At 63.9% G+C, this 24,299-nt stretch carries 22 protein-coding genes; 12 read left to right on the forward strand and 10 right to left on the reverse strand.

What is annotated here, in order from left to right; all coding sequences use genetic code 11:
• Positions 1-12: 12 nt before the first annotated feature.
• Positions 13-1,044, forward strand: coding sequence for a cobalamin-binding protein (locus VT84_RS26265; protein ID WP_082841583.1), 1,032 nt, complete (start codon positions 13-15; stop codon positions 1,042-1,044).
• A gap of 37 nt (positions 1,045-1,081) precedes the next feature.
• Positions 1,082-1,765: an ATP-binding protein gene (locus VT84_RS26270; RefSeq protein ID WP_082841584.1), complete on the forward strand. Its 684-nt coding sequence runs from the start codon at positions 1,082-1,084 to the stop codon at positions 1,763-1,765.
• A gap of 7 nt (positions 1,766-1,772) precedes the next feature.
• Here the strand turns inward: VT84_RS26270 and VT84_RS26275 are convergent, their stop codons facing one another.
• Genes VT84_RS26275 through VT84_RS26285 form a run of 3 tightly spaced genes read right to left on the reverse strand, consistent with a single transcriptional unit; the run spans position 1,773 to position 3,852 of the window.
• On the reverse strand, positions 1,773-2,717 hold the full coding sequence (locus VT84_RS26275; protein WP_082841585.1) for a ketopantoate reductase family protein: 945 nt from the start codon (positions 2,715-2,717) through the stop codon (positions 1,773-1,775).
• A 41-nt stretch (positions 2,718-2,758) separates the two neighbouring features.
• Positions 2,759-3,253: a cupin domain-containing protein gene (locus VT84_RS26280; protein WP_082841586.1), complete on the reverse strand. Its 495-nt coding sequence runs from the start codon at positions 3,251-3,253 to the stop codon at positions 2,759-2,761.
• Complete coding sequence (locus tag VT84_RS26285) at positions 3,250-3,852, reverse strand: TetR/AcrR family transcriptional regulator (RefSeq protein WP_082841587.1); 603 nt, start codon at positions 3,850-3,852, stop codon at positions 3,250-3,252. The genes VT84_RS26280 and VT84_RS26285 overlap by 4 nt, the downstream gene beginning before the upstream one ends.
• A gap of 144 nt (positions 3,853-3,996) precedes the next feature.
• On the opposite strand from VT84_RS26285, the gene VT84_RS26290 reads away from it, so the two are divergent.
• Both VT84_RS26290 and VT84_RS26295 read left to right on the forward strand, forming a co-directional pair.
• Positions 3,997-4,443 (forward strand): TIGR03067 domain-containing protein, encoded by a 447-nt coding sequence (locus VT84_RS26290; protein ID WP_082841588.1) that lies wholly within the window; start codon positions 3,997-3,999, stop codon positions 4,441-4,443.
• Between the two features lie 483 nt (positions 4,444-4,926).
• Positions 4,927-6,273, forward strand: coding sequence for a DUF1501 domain-containing protein (locus tag VT84_RS26295; RefSeq protein ID WP_082841589.1), 1,347 nt, complete (start codon positions 4,927-4,929; stop codon positions 6,271-6,273).
• A gap of 221 nt (positions 6,274-6,494) precedes the next feature.
• On the opposite strand, the gene VT84_RS26300 is transcribed toward VT84_RS26295, so the two are convergent.
• The 5 genes from VT84_RS26300 to VT84_RS26320 all read right to left on the reverse strand — a co-directional run bounded on the left by VT84_RS26300 (position 6,495) and on the right by VT84_RS26320 (position 13,624).
• Entirely contained in the window at positions 6,495-7,766 is a 1,272-nt protein-coding gene (locus VT84_RS26300) for a DUF1501 domain-containing protein (protein ID WP_052561527.1), read from the reverse strand.
• Positions 7,767-7,862: 96 nt separating this feature from the next.
• A complete protein-coding gene (locus VT84_RS26305) occupies positions 7,863-9,566 on the reverse strand; it encodes a DUF1549 domain-containing protein (protein ID WP_052561525.1) in 1,704 nt (567 codons plus the stop codon).
• Positions 9,567-9,774: 208 nt separating this feature from the next.
• Positions 9,775-10,545, reverse strand: a complete 771-nt coding sequence (locus VT84_RS26310) for a TatD family hydrolase (protein ID WP_052561523.1) — start codon at positions 10,543-10,545, stop codon at positions 9,775-9,777.
• 27 nt (positions 10,546-10,572) lie between these two features.
• A complete protein-coding gene (locus VT84_RS26315; RefSeq protein WP_082841590.1) occupies positions 10,573-12,144 on the reverse strand; it encodes an NADH-quinone oxidoreductase subunit N in 1,572 nt (523 codons plus the stop codon).
• A 286-nt stretch (positions 12,145-12,430) separates the two neighbouring features.
• Positions 12,431-13,624: a sugar phosphate isomerase/epimerase family protein gene (locus tag VT84_RS26320; RefSeq protein ID WP_052561519.1), complete on the reverse strand. Its 1,194-nt coding sequence runs from the start codon at positions 13,622-13,624 to the stop codon at positions 12,431-12,433.
• 200 nt (positions 13,625-13,824) lie between these two features.
• Between VT84_RS26320 and VT84_RS26325 the strand changes: the two genes are divergently transcribed.
• The 7 genes from VT84_RS26325 to VT84_RS26355 all read left to right on the forward strand — a co-directional run bounded on the left by VT84_RS26325 (position 13,825) and on the right by VT84_RS26355 (position 20,833).
• Positions 13,825-16,512 (forward strand): patatin-like phospholipase family protein, encoded by a 2,688-nt coding sequence (locus VT84_RS26325; protein WP_082841591.1) that lies wholly within the window; start codon positions 13,825-13,827, stop codon positions 16,510-16,512.
• A complete protein-coding gene (locus VT84_RS26330) occupies positions 16,509-16,976 on the forward strand; it encodes a TIGR02996 domain-containing protein (protein ID WP_162271854.1) in 468 nt (155 codons plus the stop codon). Before VT84_RS26325 ends, VT84_RS26330 begins: the two co-directional genes overlap by 4 nt.
• Positions 16,973-17,818: an IS5 family transposase gene (locus VT84_RS26335; RefSeq protein ID WP_239465478.1), complete on the forward strand. Its 846-nt coding sequence runs from the start codon at positions 16,973-16,975 to the stop codon at positions 17,816-17,818. The genes VT84_RS26330 and VT84_RS26335 overlap by 4 nt, the downstream gene beginning before the upstream one ends.
• A 41-nt stretch (positions 17,819-17,859) precedes the next feature.
• Positions 17,860-18,708 carry a hypothetical protein gene (locus tag VT84_RS26340; protein WP_082841593.1) on the forward strand — a complete coding sequence of 283 codons (849 nt, stop codon included), beginning with the start codon at positions 17,860-17,862 and terminating at the stop codon, positions 18,706-18,708.
• A complete protein-coding gene (locus VT84_RS26345) occupies positions 18,705-19,127 on the forward strand; it encodes a hypothetical protein (protein WP_082841594.1) in 423 nt (140 codons plus the stop codon). The genes VT84_RS26340 and VT84_RS26345 overlap by 4 nt, the downstream gene beginning before the upstream one ends.
• A gap of 114 nt (positions 19,128-19,241) precedes the next feature.
• Positions 19,242-19,946, forward strand: a complete 705-nt coding sequence (locus VT84_RS26350; RefSeq protein ID WP_082841595.1) for a hypothetical protein — start codon at positions 19,242-19,244, stop codon at positions 19,944-19,946.
• A 146-nt stretch (positions 19,947-20,092) separates the two neighbouring features.
• Positions 20,093-20,833, forward strand: coding sequence for an ATP-grasp domain-containing protein (locus VT84_RS26355; protein WP_082841596.1), 741 nt, complete (start codon positions 20,093-20,095; stop codon positions 20,831-20,833).
• Between the two features lie 9 nt (positions 20,834-20,842).
• On the opposite strand, the gene VT84_RS38905 is transcribed toward VT84_RS26355, so the two are convergent.
• Both VT84_RS38905 and VT84_RS26365 read right to left on the reverse strand, forming a co-directional pair.
• Positions 20,843-21,340 (reverse strand): hypothetical protein, encoded by a 498-nt coding sequence (locus tag VT84_RS38905; protein ID WP_157469843.1) that lies wholly within the window; start codon positions 21,338-21,340, stop codon positions 20,843-20,845.
• A gap of 741 nt (positions 21,341-22,081) precedes the next feature.
• The gene (locus tag VT84_RS26365; RefSeq protein ID WP_082841598.1) at positions 22,082-22,885 is read right to left on the reverse strand and encodes an alpha/beta hydrolase; all 804 of its coding nucleotides are present in this window, start codon (positions 22,883-22,885) and stop codon (positions 22,082-22,084) included.
• A gap of 277 nt (positions 22,886-23,162) precedes the next feature.
• On the opposite strand from VT84_RS26365, the gene VT84_RS26370 reads away from it, so the two are divergent.
• Complete coding sequence (locus tag VT84_RS26370) at positions 23,163-24,242, forward strand: peptidase (RefSeq protein ID WP_082841599.1); 1,080 nt, start codon at positions 23,163-23,165, stop codon at positions 24,240-24,242.
• The last annotated feature ends 57 nt before the right edge of the window (positions 24,243-24,299 follow it).

Raw genomic sequence — 24,299 nt, forward strand, 5'->3', positions numbered from 1 at the left:
CTGGAGGCAGTCATGCGGATCGTGTCTCTGTTACCGAGTTCGACCGAGATCATCTGCCAACTCGGTCTGGGTGACGCACTCGTGGGCGTAACGCACGAGTGCGACTACCCGCCGTTCGTGGCGGACTTGCCGAAGGTCACGCGCACGCTGATCCCGCACGACGCCTCCAGTCGCGAAATCGATGAGCTGGTACGGGAGCGCCTGAAAACCCAGCGTGCCCTGTACACACTCGATCTGCCCACACTGGAGCGCCTGCGCCCCGACCTGATCGTCACGCAGGCGCTATGTGATGTGTGTGCCGTGGCCGAAGCCGAGGTCACGGCTGCAGCCTGCGCACTGCCCGGGCGCCCGCGCGTCGTCAACCTCGAGCCGACGTCACTCGACGAGGTGCTCACGACGCTCCGTATGGTCGCAGACACCGCGGGCGTGTCGGATCGGGCCGATGCCGTCATCGGCGCGTTGCAGCAGCGCATCGATTCCGTTGCCGCGCGCTCGATGCGCGTAACGGAGCGTCCGCGCGTGGTCGTTTTGGAATGGCTCGACCCGCCGTTCAGTTGCGGGCACTGGACTCCAGAGTTAGTTCAGTTGGCCGGTGGGGACGAGGTTCTCGGGCGCGCCGGTCAACCGTCACGAACACTGACCTGGGACGAAGTCATTGCGGCTCAACCCGATGTGCTGTTCGTGGCGTGCTGCGGGTTCTCGCTGGAACGAACACTAGTGGACCTACCGGGGCTGTGCTCCCGTCCCGGGTGGGCGAACCTGCCCGCAGTGAAGACCGAGCAGGTGTACGTCACGGACGGCAATGCGTACTTCAGTCGCCCCGGTCCGCGATTGGTGGACAGCCTAGAGATCATCGCTCACACGCTTCACCCCGACCTGCACCCGCTCCCGCCAGGATTACCACCCGCGCAACACTGGGTGCTGAATCGCGCGAGCTGCCGATCTTCTGTAGCCGGCCTCTGTGAGGCCGGTGAGCCACACACAGTAGACGTCCCGGCCTCTGTGAGGCCGGCTACAGAAAACAATCAAAACAAGATCATATGACGCGCACCGAACTGGGTACCGAACGAGTGGCGTGCGTATGAAGCCGCGAGTTCTGCTGTCGTGGAGTTCGGGCAAGGACTCGGCTTGGGCGCTACACGAACTACGGCGCCGCGGGGACGTCGAAGTGGTGGGGTTGGTCACCACGCTGAACGAGGCGTTCGGGCGAGTCGCCATGCACGGCGTCCGTGCAGAACTGGTGCAAGCGCAAGCCGAAGCAGTCGGCCTACCGCTCTGGCCGGTGCCGCTGCCGTGGCCGTGCTCGAACGAACAGTATGAAACCCGGATGCGCGCCCTGGTCCAAAAGGCTCGTGCCGAAGGCGTCACCGCGTTCGCGTTCGGAGACTTGTTTCTGGCCGACATTCGGGCCTACCGCGAACGCCAACTCGCGGGCACCGGTCTCGCTCCACTATTCCCGATTTGGGGAACGGCCCCCGACACGCCCGCGCTCGCCCGGACAATGATCGGTGCCGGGTTCCGGGCCACACTCACGTGTGTCGATCCCAAGCGACTATCGCCGGCCTTCGCGGGTCGCGAGTTCGATTCAGCACTGCTTGCGGATCTGCCGGCCGATATCGACCCGTGCGGGGAGAACGGTGAGTTCCACACGTTCTGCCACGGTGGTCCGATATTCGACCGGGCGATTCCGGTTCGGGTCGGTGACGTGGTCGAGCGCGACGGCTTCTGCTTCGCGGACCTGTTGCCGAAAGAAGCACATTTTTGATCCGCGGTCACGAGTTCTTCGCTTCCGATTCTCGCGCCACTCGAGCTTCGGCCGCTTTAACTGCGGTGTAGGCCAGTCGAAGCAAGGACCGGTCTCCGGTGACCGATCCGCCTCGGCGCTGGAGCAAATCGCCGAGAATATGGTCGGCTTCCGTTTTTCCGCGGCGCTCAACGTCACCGAGCATCGACGCAGTAACCGCCGACTGTGGGTCCGTGAGGCGCGCGATCCCCGCTTGTAACGAATCCGCACGCGGAGCGTACCCCGCGGCCGCAGCCACGGACCGGCACTCTTCCAGAAACGCGAGAGCCAGATCCACCCCACCGGCCGTGACGATGTCACCGACCGACGCCCGCGTGAGGCACGTCATCCCGGCCAGAGTCGCCAGGAACGTCCACTTCTCCCACATCTCGAGTATGATTTGATCGCTCGCGACGGCGTCCAGCTTCGCCCCAGACATGGCCGCGGCGATCGCGTCCGCGCGGGCCGATCGACCGCGCGGACGTTCGCCGAACACGATCCGGTGAATGTCGCTCAAGTGTGCGATGCGCCCGGTATCATCGAGGCGCGCGGAAATAAAGCACGATCCGCCGAGCACCCGTTCCGGGCCGAACCGAGCGTCGAGAGCATCGAGGTGGCGCATCCCGTTGAGTATCGGGATGATGGTCGTATTCGGTCCCACCGCCGGCGCAATGGAATCGATCACCGAGTCGAGGTCATACGCCTTACACGACAGGATCACGACGTCGAAATACGTCCGCAACTCCGTGGCCAGAACGGTCGGCGGCGCCGGCAGAGTAACATCACCCGCGCGGCTCGTGATGGCCAAGCCCGTCGCCGCTAATCGTTCCGCCCGGGCGGGGCGGACCAAAAACGTGACGTCGCACCTCGCTTCGAGCAACCGGCCGCCAAAATACCCGCCGGTCGCACCGGCCCCGACGATCAGGAATCGCACGATTTATTCCTCGTAGTCCGGGCGTGACGAATCACACAGCGTTAGTTCTCGGGCCACACCGGGGCGCCGGCGACCCCGACCCCGTCGGTCAGGGTCCACTGCCGCAATGACCCTTCTTTCGCCTGGATGACAAGATACACGAGCGGTTCGTCCGAGGTACTGCGCCACGACCGCACCCCGGCCGGAGCAATTCGCACCACACTCCCCTCGCTCACGTCGAACACCTCACCGTCTACCAACATCTGCCCCCGACCCGAAACGAACACGTACACCTCTTCGTTTTCCCGGTGCGCGTGAAGGAAGGGCATGGCCCCGCGATTGGGAAGTACGCCGCACGAAATCTCCGTCCCGGTCAAGCCGAGAAGCCCCTTTAAGAACACCTTTCCGTGAATGGTCGTGGGTAGAGACGGGTGCCGAACCGCGTAGCGGTTCCAGTCGCCGGACGCCCCGAGCTGCACCGCCGAGTAATTCGCTCCCTGAAGGATCTCGTCCGGTTCCCCGATTCGGGGCATGTCCGTGGCTTTGGTCGCACTCATTTTCGCTCCTTCTTGGGTTTCTTCTCGGGTACCGGTTTCGGACGCGACACCGTGTCTGCAGCTCGCCGACAGGCGGCCAGAATGCGATTGCTCAGTTCTTCGTCCGCGACCCCGCGGGCCAACGACATGCCCCCGATCATCAGCGCCAGCACCGCGAGTGCGTCGTCCGCGTCACCGGCTTGCCCGGCGATCGCGTCCGCTGCCGCACGCAGTTCCTTCTCGAACCCACTTCGCGCCTCGCTGGGTCCGCGGGCCACTTCGGCCAGTAACGGCGGTAACGGGCACCCTGATTCTGACCGCTCGCGGTGCTGCGGACTCAGGTACCACCCCACGGCCGCGGCCACCCACTCTGCCCCGGACAGACCGTCGAGGTGCGCCCCGGTGAACACCGTGGCCTTCCGCAGCGCGTGAACGACGGCTTCGGCAAACAGCGCGTCCTTGGACGGGAAGTGCGCGTAGAACGCGCCGGCCGTCAGCCCGGCCTCGCGCATCACCGCGTCCACCCCGCCACCGCGGTACCCCTGCCGCCGGAACACGGTCGCAGCGGCATCGAGAATTCGCTCCCGGGTCTTGGCCTTCTGGTCCTTGGGGAATCGCATGTGGCCCTTTGTATTACGACCGTAATTCTACGACAAGCCGCAACGAACCTCGCGTTTTTCCCGGGCCGCGCATACGCTTCTCAACACATCTTGAATTCGCACCCGCGAAAATGCCCGTCTACCCACATTCACAGGAGATTCGTCATGCTCCGATCGTTGTTCGTCACCGCATGTGCAATCTGCGTGTTAACCACGACCGAGGCCGCGGACACAAAGAAAGTTGATGATGAAACCAAGGCGATGAACGGCACGTGGGAACTGGTGTCCGCCGAGTTGGGCGGCATGAAATTGCCCGACGAAGTGGTGAAGTCCCTGACGCTGGTGATGAAAGACGGGAAGTATACGCTGAAGTCCCCCGGCCCGGACGATACCGGCACCGTCAAAATTGACCCGACCAAGAAGCCGAAGGAACTGGACGTAACGGGTCTCGAAGGGCCGAATAAGGGGAAGTCCTTCCCGGCCATTTACGAACTTGATGGGGACTCGCTGAAGGTCTGCTACGATCTCGATGGGAAGAAACGGCCGACCGAGTTCAAATCAACCGCCGACACAAAACAGTTCTTCGCCACGTACAAACGCAAGAAGGGTTGAAAGAGCAGATACCCGGTCGCGCTGAGATTGGATGCCTGAGTAAAAATCACGAGCCGGGTTTGCGGCAGCCTCTCCCTCTACCACAAACCCGGCTCATGTTTTTCTGCGGAGAACGACCCGTTGTACAGCACGCCTCTCCCACCGCACTGTACAACGAGTCGCCTCGTTAGTGTTGGGAAGTAAAGCACGCACCGCGCCAATTGCGAGCATCTCGAAGAAAAAAAATCGGAAACACGCATTTCACAAGGCTTTTTGCATTGATCTCTTTCGTGACCTGGGAAACGGGGCAAATCAGGCGTGCGCCATTATTGCGCAATTTGGCAATACACTGCCCACACTTAGGGCTTCCCAACAACGCCCAATGAATCCGGCGTGCCGGCGAAACACGTAATAAGCTTGCTCCGACCGTTTCGCTCCGGGTATCATCCCGTTTACCTGCCTGCCACACCTGCCTGTTCGCTCTTTCCACGCCGAGAGCATCTGATGCCCATCTCATCACACCCCGCGCGCCGCGAGTTTCTCCAGATCGGAGTGGGGGCCGCGCTTGGCCTCGGGTTCCGTGCGCCGGGCGCGGTGCAAGCCGCAGCGAATCGAGGGACCAAAACACAGTCCGTGATCCTCGTCAATTTGACGGGCGGGATGAGTCACATCGACTCGCTGGACATGAAGCCGGACGCGCCGGCCGAGATTCGCGGTGAGTTCAAGCCGATTTCGACCGCGGTGCCCGGCGTTCAGATTTGCGAACACCTGCCGCAACTCGCGGCCCAAATGCGCCGGTGGGCACTGGTCCGGTCGCTCTCGCACGGCGAAAACGGCCACCTCCCCGGTACGCACCGCCTGTTAACTGGCGCGACGATGCCAAACCAACGGCAAACGGACCTCGATAACGTGCTGTCGCGGCGCGACTGGCCGTGCTACGCGGCCGCCCTGAACCAGATCCGCCCGCGGCAGGACGGCATCCCGAGCGGCGTCACGCTGCCGCACGCGCTCATCGAAGGCCCGCTCACGTGGCCGGGGCAACACGGCGGGTTCCTCGGGCCAACCCACGACCCGATGCTGGTGACACAAGACCCTAATTCCCCGACCTTTACGATGGACACGTTCGCCCTCCCGGGCGGCACCGACCAGAGCCGCGTGGACGGCCGGCGCAGTCTCCTCGAACGTCTGGACTCGTCCGGGCGCGGGGACGCGGCGTTCCGCGAGCACCAGCGCCACGCCTTCGAGCTGCTCGCCTCCGGTCGCGTCGCCGGCGCCTTTAAGCTCGAGCGCGAGCCGGTGAAGGTCCGCGACCGCTACGGCCGGAACCAGTTCGGTCAGTCGCTGCTACTGGCCCGGCGCCTGGTGCAAGCCGGGGTGCCGATCGTGCAGGCCAATATGGGGATCGTGCAGACTTGGGACACGCACGTGGACAACTGGGGGGCGATGAAGACCCGGTTGCTCCCGTGGCTCGATCAGGCGATCACCGCACTGGCGGACGACCTCGACACACAGGGGCTCTTGGACGACACGTTCGTGGTGGTGTCCGGTGAGTTCGGGCGCACGCCAAAAATCTCCACGCTGCCCGGAGAGAAGATCTCGGGCCGGGACCACTGGGCACACGTGTATTCGGGGCTGTTCACGGGCGGCGGGGTGATCGGCGGGCGTGTGATCGGCAAATCCGACCGCGTCGGGGCACAGCCGGTCACCACGTCGTACACGCCGTTCGACATCGGCGCGACGATCTATCAGGCGCTCGGAGTGCCCCCGGACAGCGAGATCCGCGATTCGCAGAATCGCCCGTCGCAAGTCTGCACCGGGAAGCCGATGGACGTGCTGTTCCAGAACCGGTGACGGGTTCTGGTGCGGCTGTAACGAGCCGCGACCGCAAGGAAGCGGGAGGCGCAACCGATCTTGTATGGTTGCCATTTCCGCATACAGGAGGCCACAGCCCGCTCCCTTGCGGTCGCAGCTCGTTATGAAGCCCGGACCGATCTAGTTCGTGGTACAGGCCTCTGGCCTGTGGAGGCGCCTCCACAGGCCAGAGGCCTGTACCACAAGCAAAAGCACGAAACTTACACCACGTCCTTCGTGAACGGCTTCGGTTTCTCCACGATCTGGATCGGGCGCCCGGTTGGGGTTTCGTTCTTCTTGGTGTGGTCGATGCCCATCAACTCGCACACGGTCGCGAGGAAGTCCTGAGCGGTGGTCGGGCGGTCGACCACACTCGCGCCCTCCTTGTCGGTCTTGCCGAATACCTGACCGCCCTTCAGCCCACCGCCGAACATCGCGAGGCTCCAGGCACGCGGGAAGTGATCGCGCCCCGGGTTCGCGCCGCGCGTATTGATGTTCGGGGTACGTCCGAATTCGCCCATCCACACGATCAGCGTGCTGTCGAGAAGCCCGCGCTCCTTCAGGTCGGTAACCAGCGTCGAGAGCGCCGAATCGACCTGCTCGGAAAGCGTTTTCACGCGCCGGAAATTGTCCTGGTGCGTGTCCCAGCCGCCCAGCGCGACTTCCACGAACGGCACCCCGACCTCGACCAACCGGCGGGCCATACACACGCCCTCGGCGAAGCGCCCGGAGCCGTACTTGCTCTTGGTCGAATCGGACGAAATATCAAACGCCTTCGCCTCCTTCGACTGCATCAACTTGACCGCGCGCTCGTAAGTCGTCTTGTGGTCGATGATGGAATCCGCACCGTACTCGCGGTGGAACGCCTTGTCCATTTGTTCGAGCAACCCCACGCGGTTCCCGAGCTGCGTGGCAGAAACGGCCGACTTCAGGTCTTCGACCCCGCGACTCGGGTCGGTGACGAGAAGCGGTTGGTGCTTCGGTCCCAGGAACCCCGACCCGTAAGTGCGCCCGCCAATGGCGACGAAGTTCGGCATCGGGCTATCGGACTTACCCGCTTCTTGCGCCACGATCGAGCCGAGCGACGGGTAGGTGACGCCCCCCTGCCCCTCCCGGAACCCGGTGTGCATGTAATACTTCGCACGCGGGTGCGCGCCTTCGGGCGTCGTCATCCCGCGAACGACGAGGCCGTGGTTCATGACCTTCGCGACATTCGGCAAGTGCTCACTGATCTCGATCCCCTGGGCCGCCGTCTTGATCGCCTTGAACTCACCCGCGCCCTTGCTGTCGGGCTTCAAGTCCCAGGTGTCTTTGTGGCTCGGTCCGCCGTCCATCCACAAGAGAATGCACGACTTGGCCTTCCCCTTCCCGCCAGTTGGAGCGGCCTTCGCCAGCGCCGGGAACCAACCCGACAACGAGGGCGCGAACACACCGGCCGCGGCCAGTTTCAGCACGTCGCGCCGGGTCTTCTCTTGCAGCTTCGTCGAGAACATGACCGTCTCCGCGTTGGTGTCCGGTGAACCCCGTCTGCAAGGACGGGGGTAGTTATGTAGGTAAGCACCCGCCGCCCTTGCGGGCGGGGTTCACCATCAGCGAACCAATGTGAATTCGCTGCTGTTCAGTATGGCCCAGAGGATGTCGCTGTATGCGGCTTGGGCGCCGGTGCGCTTCACGTAAGTGGTCAGGTTCTTCGTTTCCTCGCTCGTCGGGCGCCGGGAGAGTGCGGCGAGGTAGATGCGCTCGATCGCTTCTTCGGGGTTTGTCGTCGAACCGATGATTCCCCGCGCCGCAGCCGAGCTATTCGCGACCGGTGCGTTCATCAATCGGAGCGCTTGCGGGATACCGGCTTCGTAATCGAGCGCGCTGGTCGAATCCGCTCCCGCGAGGAAGAAGTTCACGAACTGATCGCGCCCGCCCACTCGCGCCCCCCGTCCAGCCCCGACCATACCTCGCGCCCCCCGCATGTCTACCACACGGGCGCCCCCGGTCACTTGTGCGAGGGAGTCGTAAAGCTGTTCGGGCGAGAGCACCTTCACCGCGATGTGGCTGTAGAGGGCCTTGTCGTTCTTGTTGTCCGCGGTGGGCTTGCTGGTCCGCTGGTACGCATCACTCAAACAGATCGCTTTGAAGAGGTACTTGAGGTCGAACTCGCCCGCGGTCGAAACGTGATACGCGAGCGCGGCGAGGAGGTCCGGGTGCGTCGGCTCGTTCTCCGGGAGCATGTCGTCCACCGGGTTCACGATCCCGCGCCCGAACAGGTGCGCCCAGGTGCGGTTTACGAGTGCCTTCGCGAAGAACGGGTTGTTCGAGCCTGTCATCCACTTCGCGAGCGCCGGGCGGTACGGTTCACTGGCCCCTAGCTTCGGCTCCTCGCCACCGAGGAACTTCGTCGGCACCGTTTTGGCTGATTCGGGGAAGAAGTCCCGCTGGCGCGTGCGCCCGTTGCCCTCGGTCACGCCGATCGTAGTGTTGTCGGCGCCCTTGTTCGCGTTCCTGGGGTTGTCCGCCTTCACCTTGCTGTAGAAGCCGGCCATTCCCCAATATTCCGTCTGCTTCCACGACGTGAACGGGTGGTTGTGGCACTGTGCGCACTGGAGCTGAATGCCCAGGAAGTGCTGCGTGGTGGTGTCGGTGAGCTTGTCCACTGAGCGGTTCGCGAGGAAGTACGTGACCGCGGGGTTGTCCGTAACGGTACCGGTCGCCGTGACGAGGCCGGTCACAAGTTTGTCCCAGCCGGGGTTCTTGTTGAACTCGTCTTCCAGCCACTTGTAGAGCGGGTCTTTCAGGACGAAGCGGTTCCCGGAGTCGCGCGGGAACAGTTTCGCGGTCCAGATGTCCGCCATGCGCCGGCCGAAGTGCGGATCGGCGAGCAACTCGTCGACGAGCTTCGCCCGCTTGTCGACCTCTTTCGAGTCGAGGAAGGTTTTCGCCCGCTCCGCCGACGGGATGACGCCCGTGATGTCGAGTGACACGCGGCGCAGGAACTCTTCGTCCGAACTCTGCGCCGACGCGGTCAGTTTCGCGTCCGCGAGTCGACGGTTGATTTCGATGTCGATAATTTTTGCGAGCGCGACCGCGTCCTTGGTTTTCGGTGTCGCGAGAGTCGGGAGAATCGGCGCGGGCGGTTTCTCGACCGCCGGCTTGATTTCGGGCTTGGCAGCGGGGCGCGCGGGCAGTACGAACTTCTTGCCCTTCTTCCCGAGTTTCTCCTGCGCGTCGAGCGGCGAGAAGTCACCGATCAGCGCAACGAACCCGGCGGTTAGCGCGAACAGGGCCAGTGAACGGAACCGCATTGGCAAACCCTCACGGGTGCGAGCGAACGATACCAGATCCAACCCCCGCACAAGGGCGAAGGTTCCGCTCAGCAACCGATATCAGAATGCCACAGATCCCCGAAACAGACATGAGATCGGGGTGAAGGAAATGCAAGTCGCACGCACGACCGAAACCCGAAGGCCCAGAGTTCAGCGGACGAGACGTCCGCGGTCCCAGGAACAGCCGTTACAGTCCGAAAAGAGTTTTCGCGTTCCGCGTGGTGTGTTCTTCGATCTCGGCGATACTTACACCCTTCACCTGCGCGAGCAACGCGGCCGTGTGTGCGACATATGAAGGCTCGTTGCGCTTCCCGCGAACCGGTTGCGGAGCGAGATAGGGGCAGTCGGTTTCCACGAGGAGCCGGTCGAGCGGCACGTCTTTCGCGATGTCGCGCAAATTTTGCGCTGTCGGATAAGTCACCATCCCGGCAAACGAAATGTAAAGCCCCATCTCTAGGCACTCGCGTGCGGTGGCCGCGTCGCCGCTGAAGGAGTGCATCACGGCGCGGAGCGGTCCGTTAGCCTCCTGTCCGCGCAGAGCTTTCACCACGTCCGCTTCGGCATCGCGGCAGTGGATCACGAAGGGTTTTCGCAGGTCGCGCGCGAGTTGGATGTGGCGCGCGAAATAATCTTCCTGAACGGGGAACGGCGCGCGATCCCAGTAGCGGTCGAGCCCCGTCTCACCGATCGCGACAACACGCGGATCGCTCCCCGCGAGTTTGACGATGGCTTCCCAATCACCGACCTTGGCTTCGGCCACGTGATTCGGCTGAATGCCCACCGCGGCCACGACGAGCGGGTACGTGTTCGCGATCTCAACAGCCGCGAGAGACGATTCGAGGTCGATCCCGAGGCAAATAACGCGCTCTACACCGGCTGCGGTCGCGCGTTCCAGTACCGTCGGTAGGTCTTTACGGAACCGGTCATCGAACAGGTGTGTGTGGGTATCAATCAACATGCATCGTTTCCGCAGTAACCCGTGAATTCATTTCGCACTGAACGCACTCGCGGCGCGGGCCGTTTCGCTCATTAGCGGATCCCACACCACACCGGCCGCAAACAAGAACGCGACCAAGGCGACGAAAAACAATCCCGCAGCCGGGGAATTCGTTGCGGGCGCGGCCGTGCCTTCCGCGGGGTCGTCCAGGAGCATCGCGCGCGCGATCTTCAGGTAGTAGTACGCACTGATCGCCGTATTCACAGCACCCACCGCGAGCAGCACGAAGAACACCGTACCGAGACCCGGCGGGCCGGACGCGGTCGCGGCTTTCGCGGCCTGATACACCGCAACAAACACCTGAAACTTCCCCGCGAACCCGGCCAGAGGTGGGAGCCCGAGCAAGCTCGCCAGGAACACCGTCATCGCGACCGCGAGCAGCGGGTTCCGGTGCACCAACCCGCGAGCGGCACTGAGTTCCTCGCTCCCGGTCGCGTTCCGCACCAGAGCGACAACGCCGAATGCGCCGAGGTTCATCGCGACGTATGCCGTGAGGTAGTACAACACCGCCGACGCGCCCTCGGGCGTCACGACCGCGAGGGCCATCAGCATGTAGCCTGCGTGCGCGATGGTCGAGTACGCGAGCAATCGCTTCAGGTTCGTTTGCGCGAACGCGGCGAGGTTCCCGAACGTCACCGTAATCATCGCGATTCCAGCGATCCCGATACCGAGACTCGCAGGGATCGCCCAACTGCCGTGCTGCGCGGCATGCAGTATGAGCAACACGCGCCCGGTCAACCCGATTGCACCGGCCTTCGACGCAACCGACAGAAAGCCCGCGACCTCGGCCGCAGCGCCCTCAAACACGTCGGGGCACCAGAACTGGAACGGAACCGCAGCAAGTTTGAACCCCAGGCCCACGAGCGTGAACGCCAGCCCCGCGAGCACGGGTAAATCGAGTCCGCGTTGCGCGATACCCCCGGCCACATCGTGAAGCGTTCCGGTACCGAACATGCCCGCCAAGAGCGTGATGCCGTAGAGCATCACCCCACTCGCCGCGGCACCATAAACCACGTACTTCAGCGCGGCCTCGCTCCCGCTCCGCTTCCCCTTCAGGAAACCGGCCAAGGCGTACCCGGGCAGGCTCGCCATCTCCACCGCGATGAACACCATCAGCAAGTGTGCCGCGGACGTCATCAGCGTCATGCCGAGCGTTCCACCGAGCAGAAGCACATAGAAGTCGGCGGAATCGTCCCGATCGGGAATACCGGTGAGTAGCGAAAGAACGACCGTAATCAGTGCCGCCGCGAGCACGATCAGGCGCACGAACCGGCCCCATGCGTCCGCAACGAGCATCCCGCCGAAGTAGGGCACGGACCACTGATCGCCGGTCGACAGGTACCCGTGGCTGTCGCAAATTTGGTATCCGCTCACGAACAGCGACACGACGAGCGCGATCAGCGCCACGCTCCCGAGGTGAACGCGGTCCAGTATCGGGAGCAGACGAGCGAGCAAAAGGGCGACGATCCCGGCACACACCGCGAGTTCCGGCAGGAAAACGAGCAGATCGTTGTCCAGTGCGGCCCGGAGCCTGCTGACACTTTCGAGCGTTGGGAACATGCCGCGGAGTTCCTGACGGGTTCGGAGAAGCGATAGAGTACCCCGTCGACCGCGGGATGGGAAGGGTGCGGCCTGGGCGATGATCTTTGATTCACAGGGCTTCCGCCCTGTGCTACGTCAGTCGGCCCCTCCGGGGCGAAAACAAAAACCACCAACCGCCTGAAGTCAACGCACTTCGTCAGTCGCTCCCTCCAGGGCGAAGGCCACTACCTCCAATGCCTTTCCGCCCCGGAGGGGCCGGCGGACGTAGCACAGGGCAGAAGCCCTGTGCCCCAAGAGTTGCCGATCAGCCCTTCAGCGCGTCGTCGTGCTTGCCCCAACTCGGCGGCAGGTCCGCCTTTCGGCAGTTCGCGAGCGCGGCCTTCGCGCCGGAGAACTTGTCGGCGTCGTTGTCCTCCCACTCGATCGACACCGCGCCCTCGAAGCCCACGCGGTTCAGTTCGATGAAGATCTCTTCGAGGCTGTTCGCGTCGCGCGCGGTGCCCGGGGTGACGAACTTCCACCCGTTGGTCCAGTGGCCCATCCACCGGTGCCCGCCCAGCAACCCGCCGCGGCAGTGCTCGCGCTCCACCTGCACGCCCTTCACGTGCGCGCAGTGGATGTACTTCGCGTACTCGCGGATGAACTGGATCACCGACACGTTCTGCCATTCCATGTGCGAGCCGTCGAGGTTGAACCCGACCGTGCCCTCGAACCCGGCGTTGTTCATGAACGAGATGTAGTCGCCGGCGCTCTCGAGGTCGCCCATCGCGCGCTCGGACGGGTGGCACTCCAGGTCGAACGTGACCCCGTACTCCTTGCACAGTTTCCACACGTCCCCGAACCGCTCGGCGATCAGTTCCAGCGACACCTTCCACACGTCCGGAATGTCGTACCCCTCCATCGAACTCGGCAACGGCGGGAACAGGAACCAGTGGCTCCAGCAGTGCGCCGGGCTCCCCACGAACCCGGGCAGCGCGACCTTGCGGTTCTGGAGCTTCGAGAGGTGCCCGGCGTACCGCGTGGCCGCGAGCAGATCCTTCTTCGCCTCCGCGTGCATCAACTTGCCCACTTCGGCGGGCACGAAGAACGGGTCGGTCCGCGGCGGGTTGTTACCCGCCGCGCGCCAGGCCTTGTACGCGGCCTTCGCCTCGCCCTTCCCGGAGCAGAAGTTGAGCGTCTTGGCGCTCGGTTCGTCGCCCAACACCTGCCCCTGGAGGTGCGTCGCGACGGTGAAGATCTCCATCCCGTGCTGCTTGGCGATGGCCACGCGCTCCTTCGCGTACTCGGCCGCGCCCGCGTCGGTATCGCACCGGCGCAGGTCGAGTTCCCAGGACGCTTCTTCCCACCCGTCGAACCCGGCCCCGGCGATGAACTTGATCCACTCGCCCTCCGGCACGCCGCCGAACTGCCCGCGCACGAGGCCGATCTGGTGGTAGCTGCCCTTACCGGGCCGGTGAACGGGCTTGCCCTCGCTGTCTACGGTCTGCGCGAATCCCATCGGTCTGCCTCGTACTGGGGAAGAGGTTACGCTCGTGTTGAGTCAATCGGGGACGCACCGCAGACTTTACGCACTGTGGAAACGCCGGGCAAGCGCGCGGGCGAAATCACCGTCTTCGGACGTGTGATTCGCCGCGCGCACTTGGTACACTCGGCGAAAGAAGTATTGGAACCTGTCGATCTCCCGCACGCGAGGAACTCATGATCGACCCACAGAACGTGAGTGCGAGCGGTTCCGGGAATGATCCCGTCGAGCCGCCGGCCGCAAGCACGCCCCCCGCAGCCCCGAACCCGCCCCCGCCCGGCTGGTTCCGCAAGCTCGTTCTCCTCGGGGCGGCCACACTGGAAGCGCTCGAAGCGGTGCTCCGCTGGCTCACCGCGTACCCGCTGTTTCTGGTGCAGCTACTCGTTCTGTTGTTCGCGGCCTGGGGGATCGTGGGGGAGGATCTCGGGGCCGAGCACCTGTTCTGGCACGAGCGCCCGCTGGTTCAGTTCGGTACCGGGGGCGCGGTCGGACTGTTCGTCGGGGTGTTCCTGTTCCTCAACTACATTCTGTTCCGCCCGGACTGGCTCGTCGGCTCCTACCCGCCCGACCCGAAGCGCCCCGGGCTCCTCCTCCGGTTCCCGGGAACGCTCATCCCCAGCGCCGACGCGGAAGTTCGGCGCCTGGGTCAGTTCCTGTTGTGGGGAATGCTCCTGGTCCTCGCTCTTATTCTCGTTCCCAAATTCATTGCGGCCGCTTCCGCGCCGCCCGCGACCGGCGCGCTCGAGGGTGAGGCGGCCGCACTCGCCCCTCAACACCCCTGGCTGGACTACCTGAACGACCGGCTCTGGTTGGTCCCGTTCGTAATCGGGTACGTGCTCGCCGGGTTATTCGCGCGCGTGACGTACTACTTCGACGAGAGGCTCCGGGTTCCCGCGCGCCCGTCGCTCCGGGATTGGGTGCTGGATCTGCGAATCGTCCCGCCCAGCATCACCTCCCCGCGGGGCACGCCCTGGGACACGGTGCGCGAGTACCTCATCGGCCGCGACCGGAACCCGGTTCCGCCAGAGGTGACCCCGCTCCACGGGATCGCGACTCTGGTTATGGGGATGGCGCTGATCATTCTCGTGGGGTTGCTCGCGGTGGTGTACGTGTTGGACCACTGGGCGCCCGGGTACTCCCTCACCGGTCTCGTGTCGCTGGTGTGCCTGATCCTCATCGTCATGAGCATGCTGTACGGGTTCTTCGAGTCCCACTTCCGCATCCAGCGCCTCGCGTTCATCGGGGGCGCGCTGGTCCTCCTTGTGTGGAACTCGACCGACTTCTTCAAAGCCCCGGACGGGTACGGGAAGAACCACTACAAGCTGCAATTTCCCGGACTCGAAGGCACATCCGAAAACGCGGGCGTGAACCTGCCCCTTTGGGATCCGGCCCAGAAAGACGGGGGGCGCGACGTCAAAGCCATCCTCGAAGCGACGAGCGGCTACGCGGAAGTGTACCTGATCCCCGCGGACGAACCGCTCCAACAAATGTGCGAACGGTGGCAGAAGCAACCGGGCCGCGAAAAGGAAAAACCGAAGATCGTGATCGTCTGCACGAGCGGCGGCGGGATCCGGGCCGCGGTCTGGACCGGCGTCGTGCTGAACGAACTGGAGAAAGATTCCGCGCTCCCGGGGTTCCGGAACCACATCCGGTTAATCACCGGGGCGAGCGGCGGGATGGTGGGCGCGACCCTGTACACCGCCGATTTCGAGAACCCGGACGGGTTCGGGGAGGCGCACATCAAGGCACTGGCCGCGGACTCGCTCACGCGCACCGGTCAGTCGCTCATCCTGCGCGACATGACGTGGAACACCATCGCGGTCCCGCCCTGGAACCACGCCAGTTGGGACCGCGGGCGCACCCTCGAATGGATGTGGGAACTGAACACGGCCCAGCACCTCCAGAAGCACGCGGGCGCGGATTGGCAGAACCCGTGGCGCAAGACGTTCGCGGACCTGCGCGTGCTGGAGCGCCAGGGCAAGCGCCCGTCGATGATCTACTCGCCGCTCATGGTCGAGGACTCCCGGCGCCTGTTGATTAGCAACCTGGAACTGAGCGGGCTGGACGATTGGACCGACCTGACGGACGTGAGCGTCGCGACCGGGCCGCACGGAACGGCCGGGCGCTCGGCGGTCGAGTTCCACCGACTGTTCCCGGACCTGCCGCCCGACGAGTTCCGCGACTACTTCTCGCCCGGCCCGAACGCATCCGATCCGCGGCGCGAGGCCGCGGGGAAGGTGCGCTCGTCGGCAGACTTCCGCGTAGCGACCGCGGCCCGAATGAACGCCACGTTCCCGGTCATCAGCCCGGCCGTGAGCCTCCCCACAGCGCCCCCGCGGCGCCTCGTGGACGCCGGGCTTTACGACAACTACGGGGTGAACGTGGCCGGGCTGTGGCTCCTGAAAAACAAGGACGCGATCCTCAAGTACACGTCCGGGGTCGCACTGGTGCAGATCCGCGCGTTCCCGCTCCACGACGCCCGGAACAAGTTCGCGTCGTTCGACCCGGACACCGGCAAACTCGAAGCCAAGCCGCCCAAAGGCGACCTGTTCGCCGACATCCTCGCCTCGGCCAGCGCACCGGCCGAAGCCCTGCTCTCCGCCCGCGCCAACGCCGCGTTCTTCCGCAACGCGGAGCAAATTGAGGTGCTCCATCGCGCGTTCAATACCTGCCCGGGCGACATGCCGACGAGCCAGTTTTTCTACACCGCGTGGCTGGAGTTGCGCCGGCCGGCGGCATTAAACTGGTACCTCACAACTACGGAGCGCGACAGCATCACCACGGCCTATAAGGACCGCGAAGTGAGCAAACAGCACGAACTGCTCCGCCAGTGGTTCGGCACCGGCGGAAAGGTGACCCCGTGACCGAGCGCGAGGCGTTCATCGAAGCGATCGCGGCGAACCCAGCCGACGACACCGTCCGGCTGGCGTTCGCCGACTGGCTGCAGGAAAACGGCGAAGAGGACCGCGCCGAGTTCGTGCGCGTGTTACACGAACTGAGGACTGGGTGGTGCGAGGCGAAGTGCCCCAAACAACTGCCCAAAAGTCTCCAGTCGCTACGAAATCGAGTGCAAGAGTTATTCGAGTCGCGTGGTGCGATTTGGCTCGCCCCGTTCTACCGGGCACTCGGAACAGAACCTCCGTCCGTGCGCCGGGAGCGCTGGTCGTCGCGGTTTTGGCGGCGCGTCACCGGCAGCCGATCACACCCAATGGGTGAAAAATTTAGCCACTTGCTGTTCGGTTGCATTCACATTGAAGGGCGTTCTAAAAGGCCGTCTAGAAAGCGGTCCCGGGAGCCGTTTGGGGTGGTCGTTACCATTCGGGTATGAGCACTCGCGAGCGCTACCCGAGCGACCTGACGGACCTTCAGTGGGACAACATCGGGCACCTGTTCCCGCAGGGTAATGGGAAGACCGGTCGTCCGCGCACGTACCCGGTACGTGAGGTGGTGAACGCGGCCCTGTACCTGGCCCGGGGCGGGTGTACGTGGCGCATGCTGCCGCACGACTTCCCGCCGTGGAAGACGGTCAGCTACTACTTCTACACGTGGCGCGATGCGGGGGTGTGGGAGCAGGTACATAACGCCCTGCGGTCCGAGATCCGGGTGTGCGGCGGAAGGGAACCAACTCCGAGTGCCGGGATCATCGACAGCCAGTCGGTGAAGACGACCGAGGCCGGCGGCCCGAAGGGGTACGACGCGGGCAAGAAGGTGTCCGGGCGCAAGCGCCACGTGCTCGTGGACACGCTCGGGCTGATCTGGGGTTTGGTCGTTCTTCCCGCGGCCCCGACCGACTGGGACGGGGCGGTGAAGGTGTTCGAGAAGGTCGGGAAGACGATGCCCCGGTTGGCCAAGGTGTGGGCCGACGCGAACTACCGGGCGAGCGCCCTGGGCGAGTGGATCAAGGGGCACGCGCGGTGGGTACTGGAGGTGGTCACCGGGCGCCCCGGTCAGACCACATTCGAGGTCCACAAGTGGCGATGGATCGTGGAGCGCACGTTCGGCTGGTTCGGCCGGTACCGGCGCCTGTCCAAGGATTATGAGCACAACACCAAGAGCAGCGAGGCATGGATCTACATCGCCATGATCCATCGCATGTCGCGGTTCGGCTTGCCCGACAAGAACAAGGACGATGACCTACTGAGGAGACCGCCCAAGGCGGTGAAATCCTAGCTTTCTAGACGGCCTTTAACGAACCTGTCGAATCTCTCTACTTGTTCAACGGGTTCGTCAGTTGCTTGCGGGTTTCTCTTGAATCACGGCTCCCAATCCGCGACATTACCGCAGCATTCCGACTGGAGCCGGTCAATGATCTGCGGGTCACGATCGCCGGGAATCTCGATCAGTGGCAACGCTTGAACGCCCCCTGCCTCGCTCGCTTAAGGTCGTTGACCATTGGGGTGCCAAACGAGCACAACCAACAAATCCTCGAAATACTTGAAAACGTGTTTCACGGTCACCACTGGTCGGGCCTTAATGAGCTGACGCTAGAGCGCTCGGCACCCAATTTCCAACCGGGGCCACGCGAGTACATAGAGCAATTAGCTCATTCACCACTTTTATCTAACCTCCACTCACTCTCCCTAATGGTCGAACAGCCCGATCTCCACTTACTCACACACCAACCCCAAATCGAGAATCTCCGCACTTTTAGCGTGTGGGGGCGCTTGATGCCGGGCGCAACCGGCGTTATCGCCAGCGCTGCATTTCGTCCGAATTTGGAAGAATTGGATCTAACTCAGAGCTATCTCGAAGGCGACTGGACACGGGCACTCGCGATAGTCGCGTGGCCCAAACTGCGATCACTTGACCTCGGAGGCAACGAACTCACCGACACCGGCGTGCGGAGTTTGCTACCACTCATCCCCCGACTGACTGACCTCAGTTTGTGCGGTAGCAACATCACTGACGCTGGTGCGTTGGCACTCGCCGACGCGATCGATCCCGAAAAGATGGAACGCTTCTCGCTCAGTTACAACCCACTCTCGCCAGAAACGGTAGACGCGCTCCGCATCCGGTTCGGCGAGCGCTTCCACTTCACCGCTTCTACTGGGCCTCCATGACCGCCGACCGACTCTTGTTGTGGCTCATGCGGATCGACGCAGGCGTCGTGCTCTGCGCGTTCCCGTGTGCGTTCCTGCCGTTCGGGTGGATGGACACGGTTCACCGCGACTGGCTCGGGCTCGGCCCGCTCCCGGACGCCGTCATCACGCGGTACATGACGCGGTCGCTCTCGCTCGTGTACGCGATGCACGGGGCCATTGTGCTCGCGATCACCCTCGACTGGAAGCGGTACCGGCCGCTCGTGCCGGTCCTCGCGTGGCTCCACGCCGTTCTGGGGGTCGGGTTGCTGATCGTGGACCTGAGCGCGGGCGTCCCCTGGTGGTGGACCGCGGGCGAGGGACCGGGGCTGGTCGCGTTCGGGTTCGTCAAACTGTTTCTCTATCGGCGCGCAAGTCGGACCGCTCCGAGCGTTTCATGAGTGGGTGGCGGACGCGGGTCTACCACCTATCAGGTAGCGCCACATAAATTTACAAACGCCACGGCCCGAAGCGCGTTCAAGCGTTTGGGGAAGAGTTGCACCGAAAGGACTGCCATGATCGCTCCCAAGTGGTCGTTCCGCGTGCTCGCTGCACTCGCAGCCGTCGCGCCCGCAACGCGGGCCGAGGCGCAACAAGTTCAGCCGCAAGTCGGCGGAGTGTTCCGCCCGCAACCGAATGCCGGCCAAAAGGCGCCGGCCGTCATCGTTCACCCGCAAATCAACACGATGCCGGGCATCCCCGCGTCCGTGGTTTATCCGCCGGCGTTTAATCCCGGCCCGTTCTTCAACCCGGCACTCAACAACCCGTGGTTGAACCAGACCCAATTTGTGCCGTACAACCCGTTCGTACTGAACCCGTTTAACCCGCTATTCGCGCCGAACAACCCGTTCGTCAACAACCCGTTTGCACCGAACGTGTTCAACAACCCGTTTGCAATTAACCCGTTCCGACCGTTCGCGACCTCCACACCGCCGATTGCGATCCAGCAACCCGGCCAGTTGATGTGGCGCGGACCGGACCTGCAAGTGAACCCGATCTCGGGTACGGTCTATAGGCCGCTCAGCGGCGTCGCCCGCACCGCGGACGGCAGCACGTTCTTCCGCGTTCCCGGGAGCGGGTTGCCCACCTTTACCGGCGCCTACGCCCCGGGCACCGGGCTGTACTTCAACCCCGCGCAAAACACGTTCCTGAACCCCGCGAGCGGCGTTATCAGCCGCCCCGGGACGACGACCGTCTTCCTCCCGTGGATTCCGGGGTAATCGCTCCCGAAACAACGAACTGCGAAATCGCACGCGGCCCATCGAGTGGGACGAAATCCATTCGGCGGGCCGTGTTGATTTTCGGGTTGAAGCAGCCGGTACAATGATCGCGACGGACGATTCCGAACGCCCCGGAGCGCGATCCCATGTCAATCAAACTTGCCTACATCCAGTCCCAGAACGGCATTCCGGCAACGGACTCCTTCTACCGTGCGTGGGACGGGTTCCGCAAACGCGGCGTCCGGTGCGAGTTGTTCGAGCCGTCGCAACTCGAAGCACTTCCCCTTGCGCGAGATACGCTAGTGGCCGGTGGGGTGCCGGTCGTTGAAGCCGCACTGACCAAACTCGGGGTACCGGTTCCCGTAGCGGACAATCTCCCCGCGTGTCTCGCCAAATACCGCGGGCGCAAGGTCTGGTCCTCGACGTGGGGCACACTACGTTCCGAGTACGGCCAAAAGGTGCCGAGCGAACCGCTCTGGGTGAAACCGCTGCGCCGGAACAAGGGTTTCCCCTCGGTCGCGGTCTACGACGCCGACGACATGCCGGACGCGGCGCGCCTGCCCGACGGCCACGAGGTACTCGTGTCGGAGTACGTCACGTTCGTTTCAGAATGGCGGTGCTTCGTGCGCAACGGGCAGGTACTCGACGTGTGCCGCTATCAAGGTGACGTGTTCCACTACCCCGATCCGCAAATCATCAAGAACGCGATCGCGGACCACAGCCCCATCGCCCCGGCCGGCTACGGCATCGATTTCGGCGTGCTGACCACCGGTCGCACGGTTCTGGTGGAAGTGAACGAGGGCTATTCGCTCAACCCCTACGGGCTGGAATCGATGGAGTATTCCGAACTCCTCGAAGCCCGGTGGATCGAACTCATGGGGCGGTGAGTCAACGAATCACGGGCGCGTTCCGGCCGGTAGAAGCGTGTAAGTGAACGCGCCGAGCAGGTCACCGCGCTCGCCCCCGTGACATTCAACACACTGTCGCGCGCTGCGAATCCCACCCACGAACCGGACCACATCACCGCGCCGGGCCGCGAAGCCGTCTTCCCCGCGGCGAACGGCTCCCAACCCCGCTTCCTCGAACGTGTCTAACGGGCGCGTCGGCACGCCCGGCAGTTCGGTCATCGCCGGGAGCCGATCGGACATGTACACCACCGGCTCCGGGTGCTTCAGAAGGCCAACCAACTCGATTCGCTGTACCCGCCAAGCTTCGATCTCGGGTACTCGGCTGAATCGGTGAGACAGGAACCCGGCGACGCGCGTCCGAGACTGGACGTACCCCCATTCCCGCGCGTTCACAAAATCCAGTAGCCCGCTCGCGTGCAATCCGGCGAGGCGCTTCTGGTCCGTGTCCGGGACGGTCCCAAACGGCTCCCCGTACCCCCAGATCACTGGTGACCCGGGCTGAACTGGAGTATCCTCGCGCTCCAACCGGGGTTTTAGCCTTTCCTCCGTCGGGAAACCTACCCCCCGTGCCACCCCGAAGCCGGGACTGTTGACGAACGCCTCAACGGTATCCTCGTGTAGCCGCCCTAACAGGTATCCCCGGAGCGTGACACCGGCTTCACTCTGCACCGCCTGTTCAAACCCATCCAACTGCTCGGCCGTGGTACCGATCAAGGGGCGCCGAAAAGTACCCGATGGCTCGGCCACTCGATCCGCCATTGATTCAAACGGGTACTTCTGTCGGAGGGGGGCACGAGTCGCTTGCTCCTCCAAGGCAAACCAACCGGCGATCCCATAGGCCGTCAGCGCAGCCGCGGCCGAGAGTGGTAAGAAGATGGGCACTCGCTGGCGCACACGAGGCCACACCCCAAGAGCCACCGCCAGTAACAAGTACACCCCAGCCACCACCGGCAAAAAACCAACGAGGCAGAAGAAGGCCGGGAACATACCTCCCAGAGCGAACCGGGCCCAGCGAATCGGGTGCGGGTGCGGACGAGCCGCTGCGTGCGCCGCCACCAGAACAACTAGAGCAAAGGGCAGGGAGAGATAAAACATGGCGATCTTTGCTTATCAGTGGTTGCTCATTGGCCCAGCCCTCAGGTAAGACGACGGCAGTTCGGGCCGCATTCCACAAAGTGGTTCTGCGTTCTCCCAGAAAAGTTGCGCGGTCGAGCGAGCAGAGGCGCGTTACGGAAGTGCCGCCAGGAATTGCTTCAAGGCCGCAACGTACTCTGAGGTCGGCGGGTCGGAGTGCCCGCCGCCCGGGATCGTCATGAACTGCTTGGGTTCGTTTGCGGCCGCGAAGAGCTTCTGGCCCAGCGAATACGGAACGATGCGGTCGGCGTCCCCGTGGACCTGGAAGAGCGGGCCACGATAGTTCCGGATCTTGTCCACCGAGTTGAGCTTGGACTGCATCACCGCACGCACCGGTAGCAGCGGGACGTGGCTCGCGGCCACGTCCGGTAAGGAGGTGAAGGTGCCCTCCAGAATCAGCCCGCGTGCGCCGTCCGCCGCCGCGAGATCCACCGCTACCCCGCCCCCGAGTGAGTGCCCCACGAGCACCACGTCGCCCTCGCGAACGCCACACGTCGCGGCCAAGTACCGCCGGGCGGCGCGGGCGTCGTCGAGTACCCCGGTTTCGGTCGGGACGCCTCCGCTCTTACCGTACCCGCGGTAGTCGAAGACCATGACCGAAGCGTTGAGTCGGTCGCGGAAGAGGCGGAGTACCTCGCGCCGGGTGGTGATGTTTCCGCCGTTCCCGTGCGTGTACAGCACGACCGCTTGCGGGCGCTCGGCGCGCGCGAGCCACCCGTTCAGGCGGACCCCGTCCGACGACTCGATCCACACGTCCTCAACGCCGGACGTCGGCGCCCAATCGCCCGTGGGGTATTTTCGCGGCTGGAACACGATCGAATTTTCGATGGCGGTTGCGCACCCGCTTACCGCGAGCGCCAGAAAACCACCAATAACGAGGGCGCGAGCGCGGTTCATGTCACCCTTCCCGGGTCCGGCGCCTTGGCAACGAACGTGCAGAGTGCGGAATGCCGAGTCGTATGACGACAAGGAGCGACGCGGTCAATCTCAAACCGAAATGCGCGAATCGGTAGCTCCGACAGGGCGGTAAACTGGTCCGAGTGGGTGAGAGAGGCCGGCCGCGCCACAGAGATCACGGTGGCCCCAATATGCCTCGTTGCGTTCGGCTCCATGCTTGCGTAAACTCAACGCTTCGTTCCTACCCCGCCCGTAACTCATACCCACTCTCCCCACAATGAACCGTCGCGAATTCATCGCTACTGCTGCTGTCACGTCCACCGGACCGGTCCTGCTCGGCATGACCAAGAAGGCCGAAGAGAAGAAGCCGGTCATCGGCGTCGAGGGCCACAAATACGAGTGCGTTCACAACTGGGGCGAACTGCCCGGCGAGTTCGAGTGGCAGACGACGCACAACGTCGCGCTCGACGGCGCGGGCAACGTGTACATCACGCACCAGGGGCTGAAAAACAAAAAGGGCATGGACACGGTGTTCGTGTTCGACCCGAAGGGCAAGTACATCCGCTCGTTCGGCAAGGACTGGCACGAGGGGGGCCACGGCATCGAGATCCGCAAGGAGGGGAGCGAGGAGTTCATCTACTTCTCGAACACCTGGACCAAGACCAAAAAACTCGTGAAGACCAACCTCAAAGGCGAACAGGTGTGGGAAAAGGGGCGCCCGGAGTGCCCGGAATACGCCCCGCGCCCCGACGCGAAGGACGCGACCAAAACTGTCACCCCCGCCTACAACCCGACCAACATCTGCTGGCTGCCGGACGGTGGGTTCAACGTCGGCGACGGGTACGGCTCCAACTACATGCTCAACTACGACAAGGACGGGAAGCTCGTAAAAGTGTTCGGTGGTAGCGGAAAGGGTGAGGGGCAACTCCAAACGCCGCACGGCCAGTGGGTCGACGACCGCGTGAAGGACAAGCCGGTGCTCGTGGTGTGCGACCGCGCCAACGCGCGCCTCAGCCGCTTCCGGTTGGACGGCACGCCGATCGACTCCACCGCATCCGGCCAAGTCGTGCTGTTCCCCGCGCACGCAAAAATTCGCGGCGACGTGCTCCTGGTCCCCGACCTGCACGCTCGCGTGAGCCTGTTCGACAAGGAGAACAAGCCGATCGTTCACCTGGGCGACGACGCGGAGTGGCGGAAGAAGGTGCTCGACGGGTTCAAGGTGCGTTCACAGCCGAAGGAGTGGCTCCCGGGCAAGTTCGTCCACCCGCACGACGCGGCCTTCGATAAAGACGGCAACATCTTCGTCGTCGAGTGGGTCAGCACCGGGCGCATCACGCTGCTGAAGAAGGTCGGCTGATCGGTGCCGAGGTAACTGCCGCGTTAGAAGTGTATTCCCCGGTCGAATAGCCTCAAG

It is taken from the genome of Gemmata sp. SH-PL17 (genome assembly GCF_001610855.1).
GTDB classification, from domain to species: domain Bacteria; phylum Planctomycetota; class Planctomycetia; order Gemmatales; family Gemmataceae; genus Gemmata; species Gemmata massiliana.

What these genes read in the sequence shown, in the direction of transcription:
- VT84_RS26265 (WP_082841583.1), top strand. Translation starts at nt 13, where the DNA reads ATGCGGATCGTGTCTCTGTTACCGAGTTCGACCGAGATCATCTGCCAA.
- VT84_RS26270 (WP_082841584.1), top strand. Translation starts at nt 1,082, where the DNA reads ATGAAGCCGCGAGTTCTGCTGTCGTGGAGTTCGGGCAAGGACTCGGCT.
- VT84_RS26280 (WP_082841586.1), bottom strand. Translation starts at nt 3,253, where the DNA reads ATGAGTGCGACCAAAGCCACGGACATGCCCCGAATCGGGGAACCGGAC.
- VT84_RS26285 (WP_082841587.1), bottom strand. Translation starts at nt 3,852, where the DNA reads ATGCGATTCCCCAAGGACCAGAAGGCCAAGACCCGGGAGCGAATTCTC.
- VT84_RS26290 (WP_082841588.1), top strand. Translation starts at nt 3,997, where the DNA reads ATGCTCCGATCGTTGTTCGTCACCGCATGTGCAATCTGCGTGTTAACC.
- VT84_RS26295 (WP_082841589.1), top strand. Translation starts at nt 4,927, where the DNA reads ATGCCCATCTCATCACACCCCGCGCGCCGCGAGTTTCTCCAGATCGGA.
- VT84_RS26300 (WP_052561527.1), bottom strand. Translation starts at nt 7,766, where the DNA reads ATGTTCTCGACGAAGCTGCAAGAGAAGACCCGGCGCGACGTGCTGAAA.
- VT84_RS26305 (WP_052561525.1), bottom strand. Translation starts at nt 9,566, where the DNA reads ATGCGGTTCCGTTCACTGGCCCTGTTCGCGCTAACCGCCGGGTTCGTT.
- VT84_RS26310 (WP_052561523.1), bottom strand. Translation starts at nt 10,545, where the DNA reads ATGTTGATTGATACCCACACACACCTGTTCGATGACCGGTTCCGTAAA.
- VT84_RS26315 (WP_082841590.1), bottom strand. Translation starts at nt 12,144, where the DNA reads ATGTTCCCAACGCTCGAAAGTGTCAGCAGGCTCCGGGCCGCACTGGAC.
- VT84_RS26320 (WP_052561519.1), bottom strand. Translation starts at nt 13,624, where the DNA reads ATGGGATTCGCGCAGACCGTAGACAGCGAGGGCAAGCCCGTTCACCGG.
- VT84_RS26325 (WP_082841591.1), top strand. Translation starts at nt 13,825, where the DNA reads ATGATCGACCCACAGAACGTGAGTGCGAGCGGTTCCGGGAATGATCCC.
- VT84_RS26335 (WP_239465478.1), top strand. Translation starts at nt 16,973, where the DNA reads ATGAGCACTCGCGAGCGCTACCCGAGCGACCTGACGGACCTTCAGTGG.
- VT84_RS26345 (WP_082841594.1), top strand. Translation starts at nt 18,705, where the DNA reads ATGACCGCCGACCGACTCTTGTTGTGGCTCATGCGGATCGACGCAGGC.
- VT84_RS26350 (WP_082841595.1), top strand. Translation starts at nt 19,242, where the DNA reads ATGATCGCTCCCAAGTGGTCGTTCCGCGTGCTCGCTGCACTCGCAGCC.
- VT84_RS26355 (WP_082841596.1), top strand. Translation starts at nt 20,093, where the DNA reads ATGTCAATCAAACTTGCCTACATCCAGTCCCAGAACGGCATTCCGGCA.
- VT84_RS26365 (WP_082841598.1), bottom strand. Translation starts at nt 22,885, where the DNA reads ATGAACCGCGCTCGCGCCCTCGTTATTGGTGGTTTTCTGGCGCTCGCG.
- VT84_RS26370 (WP_082841599.1), top strand. Translation starts at nt 23,163, where the DNA reads ATGAACCGTCGCGAATTCATCGCTACTGCTGCTGTCACGTCCACCGGA.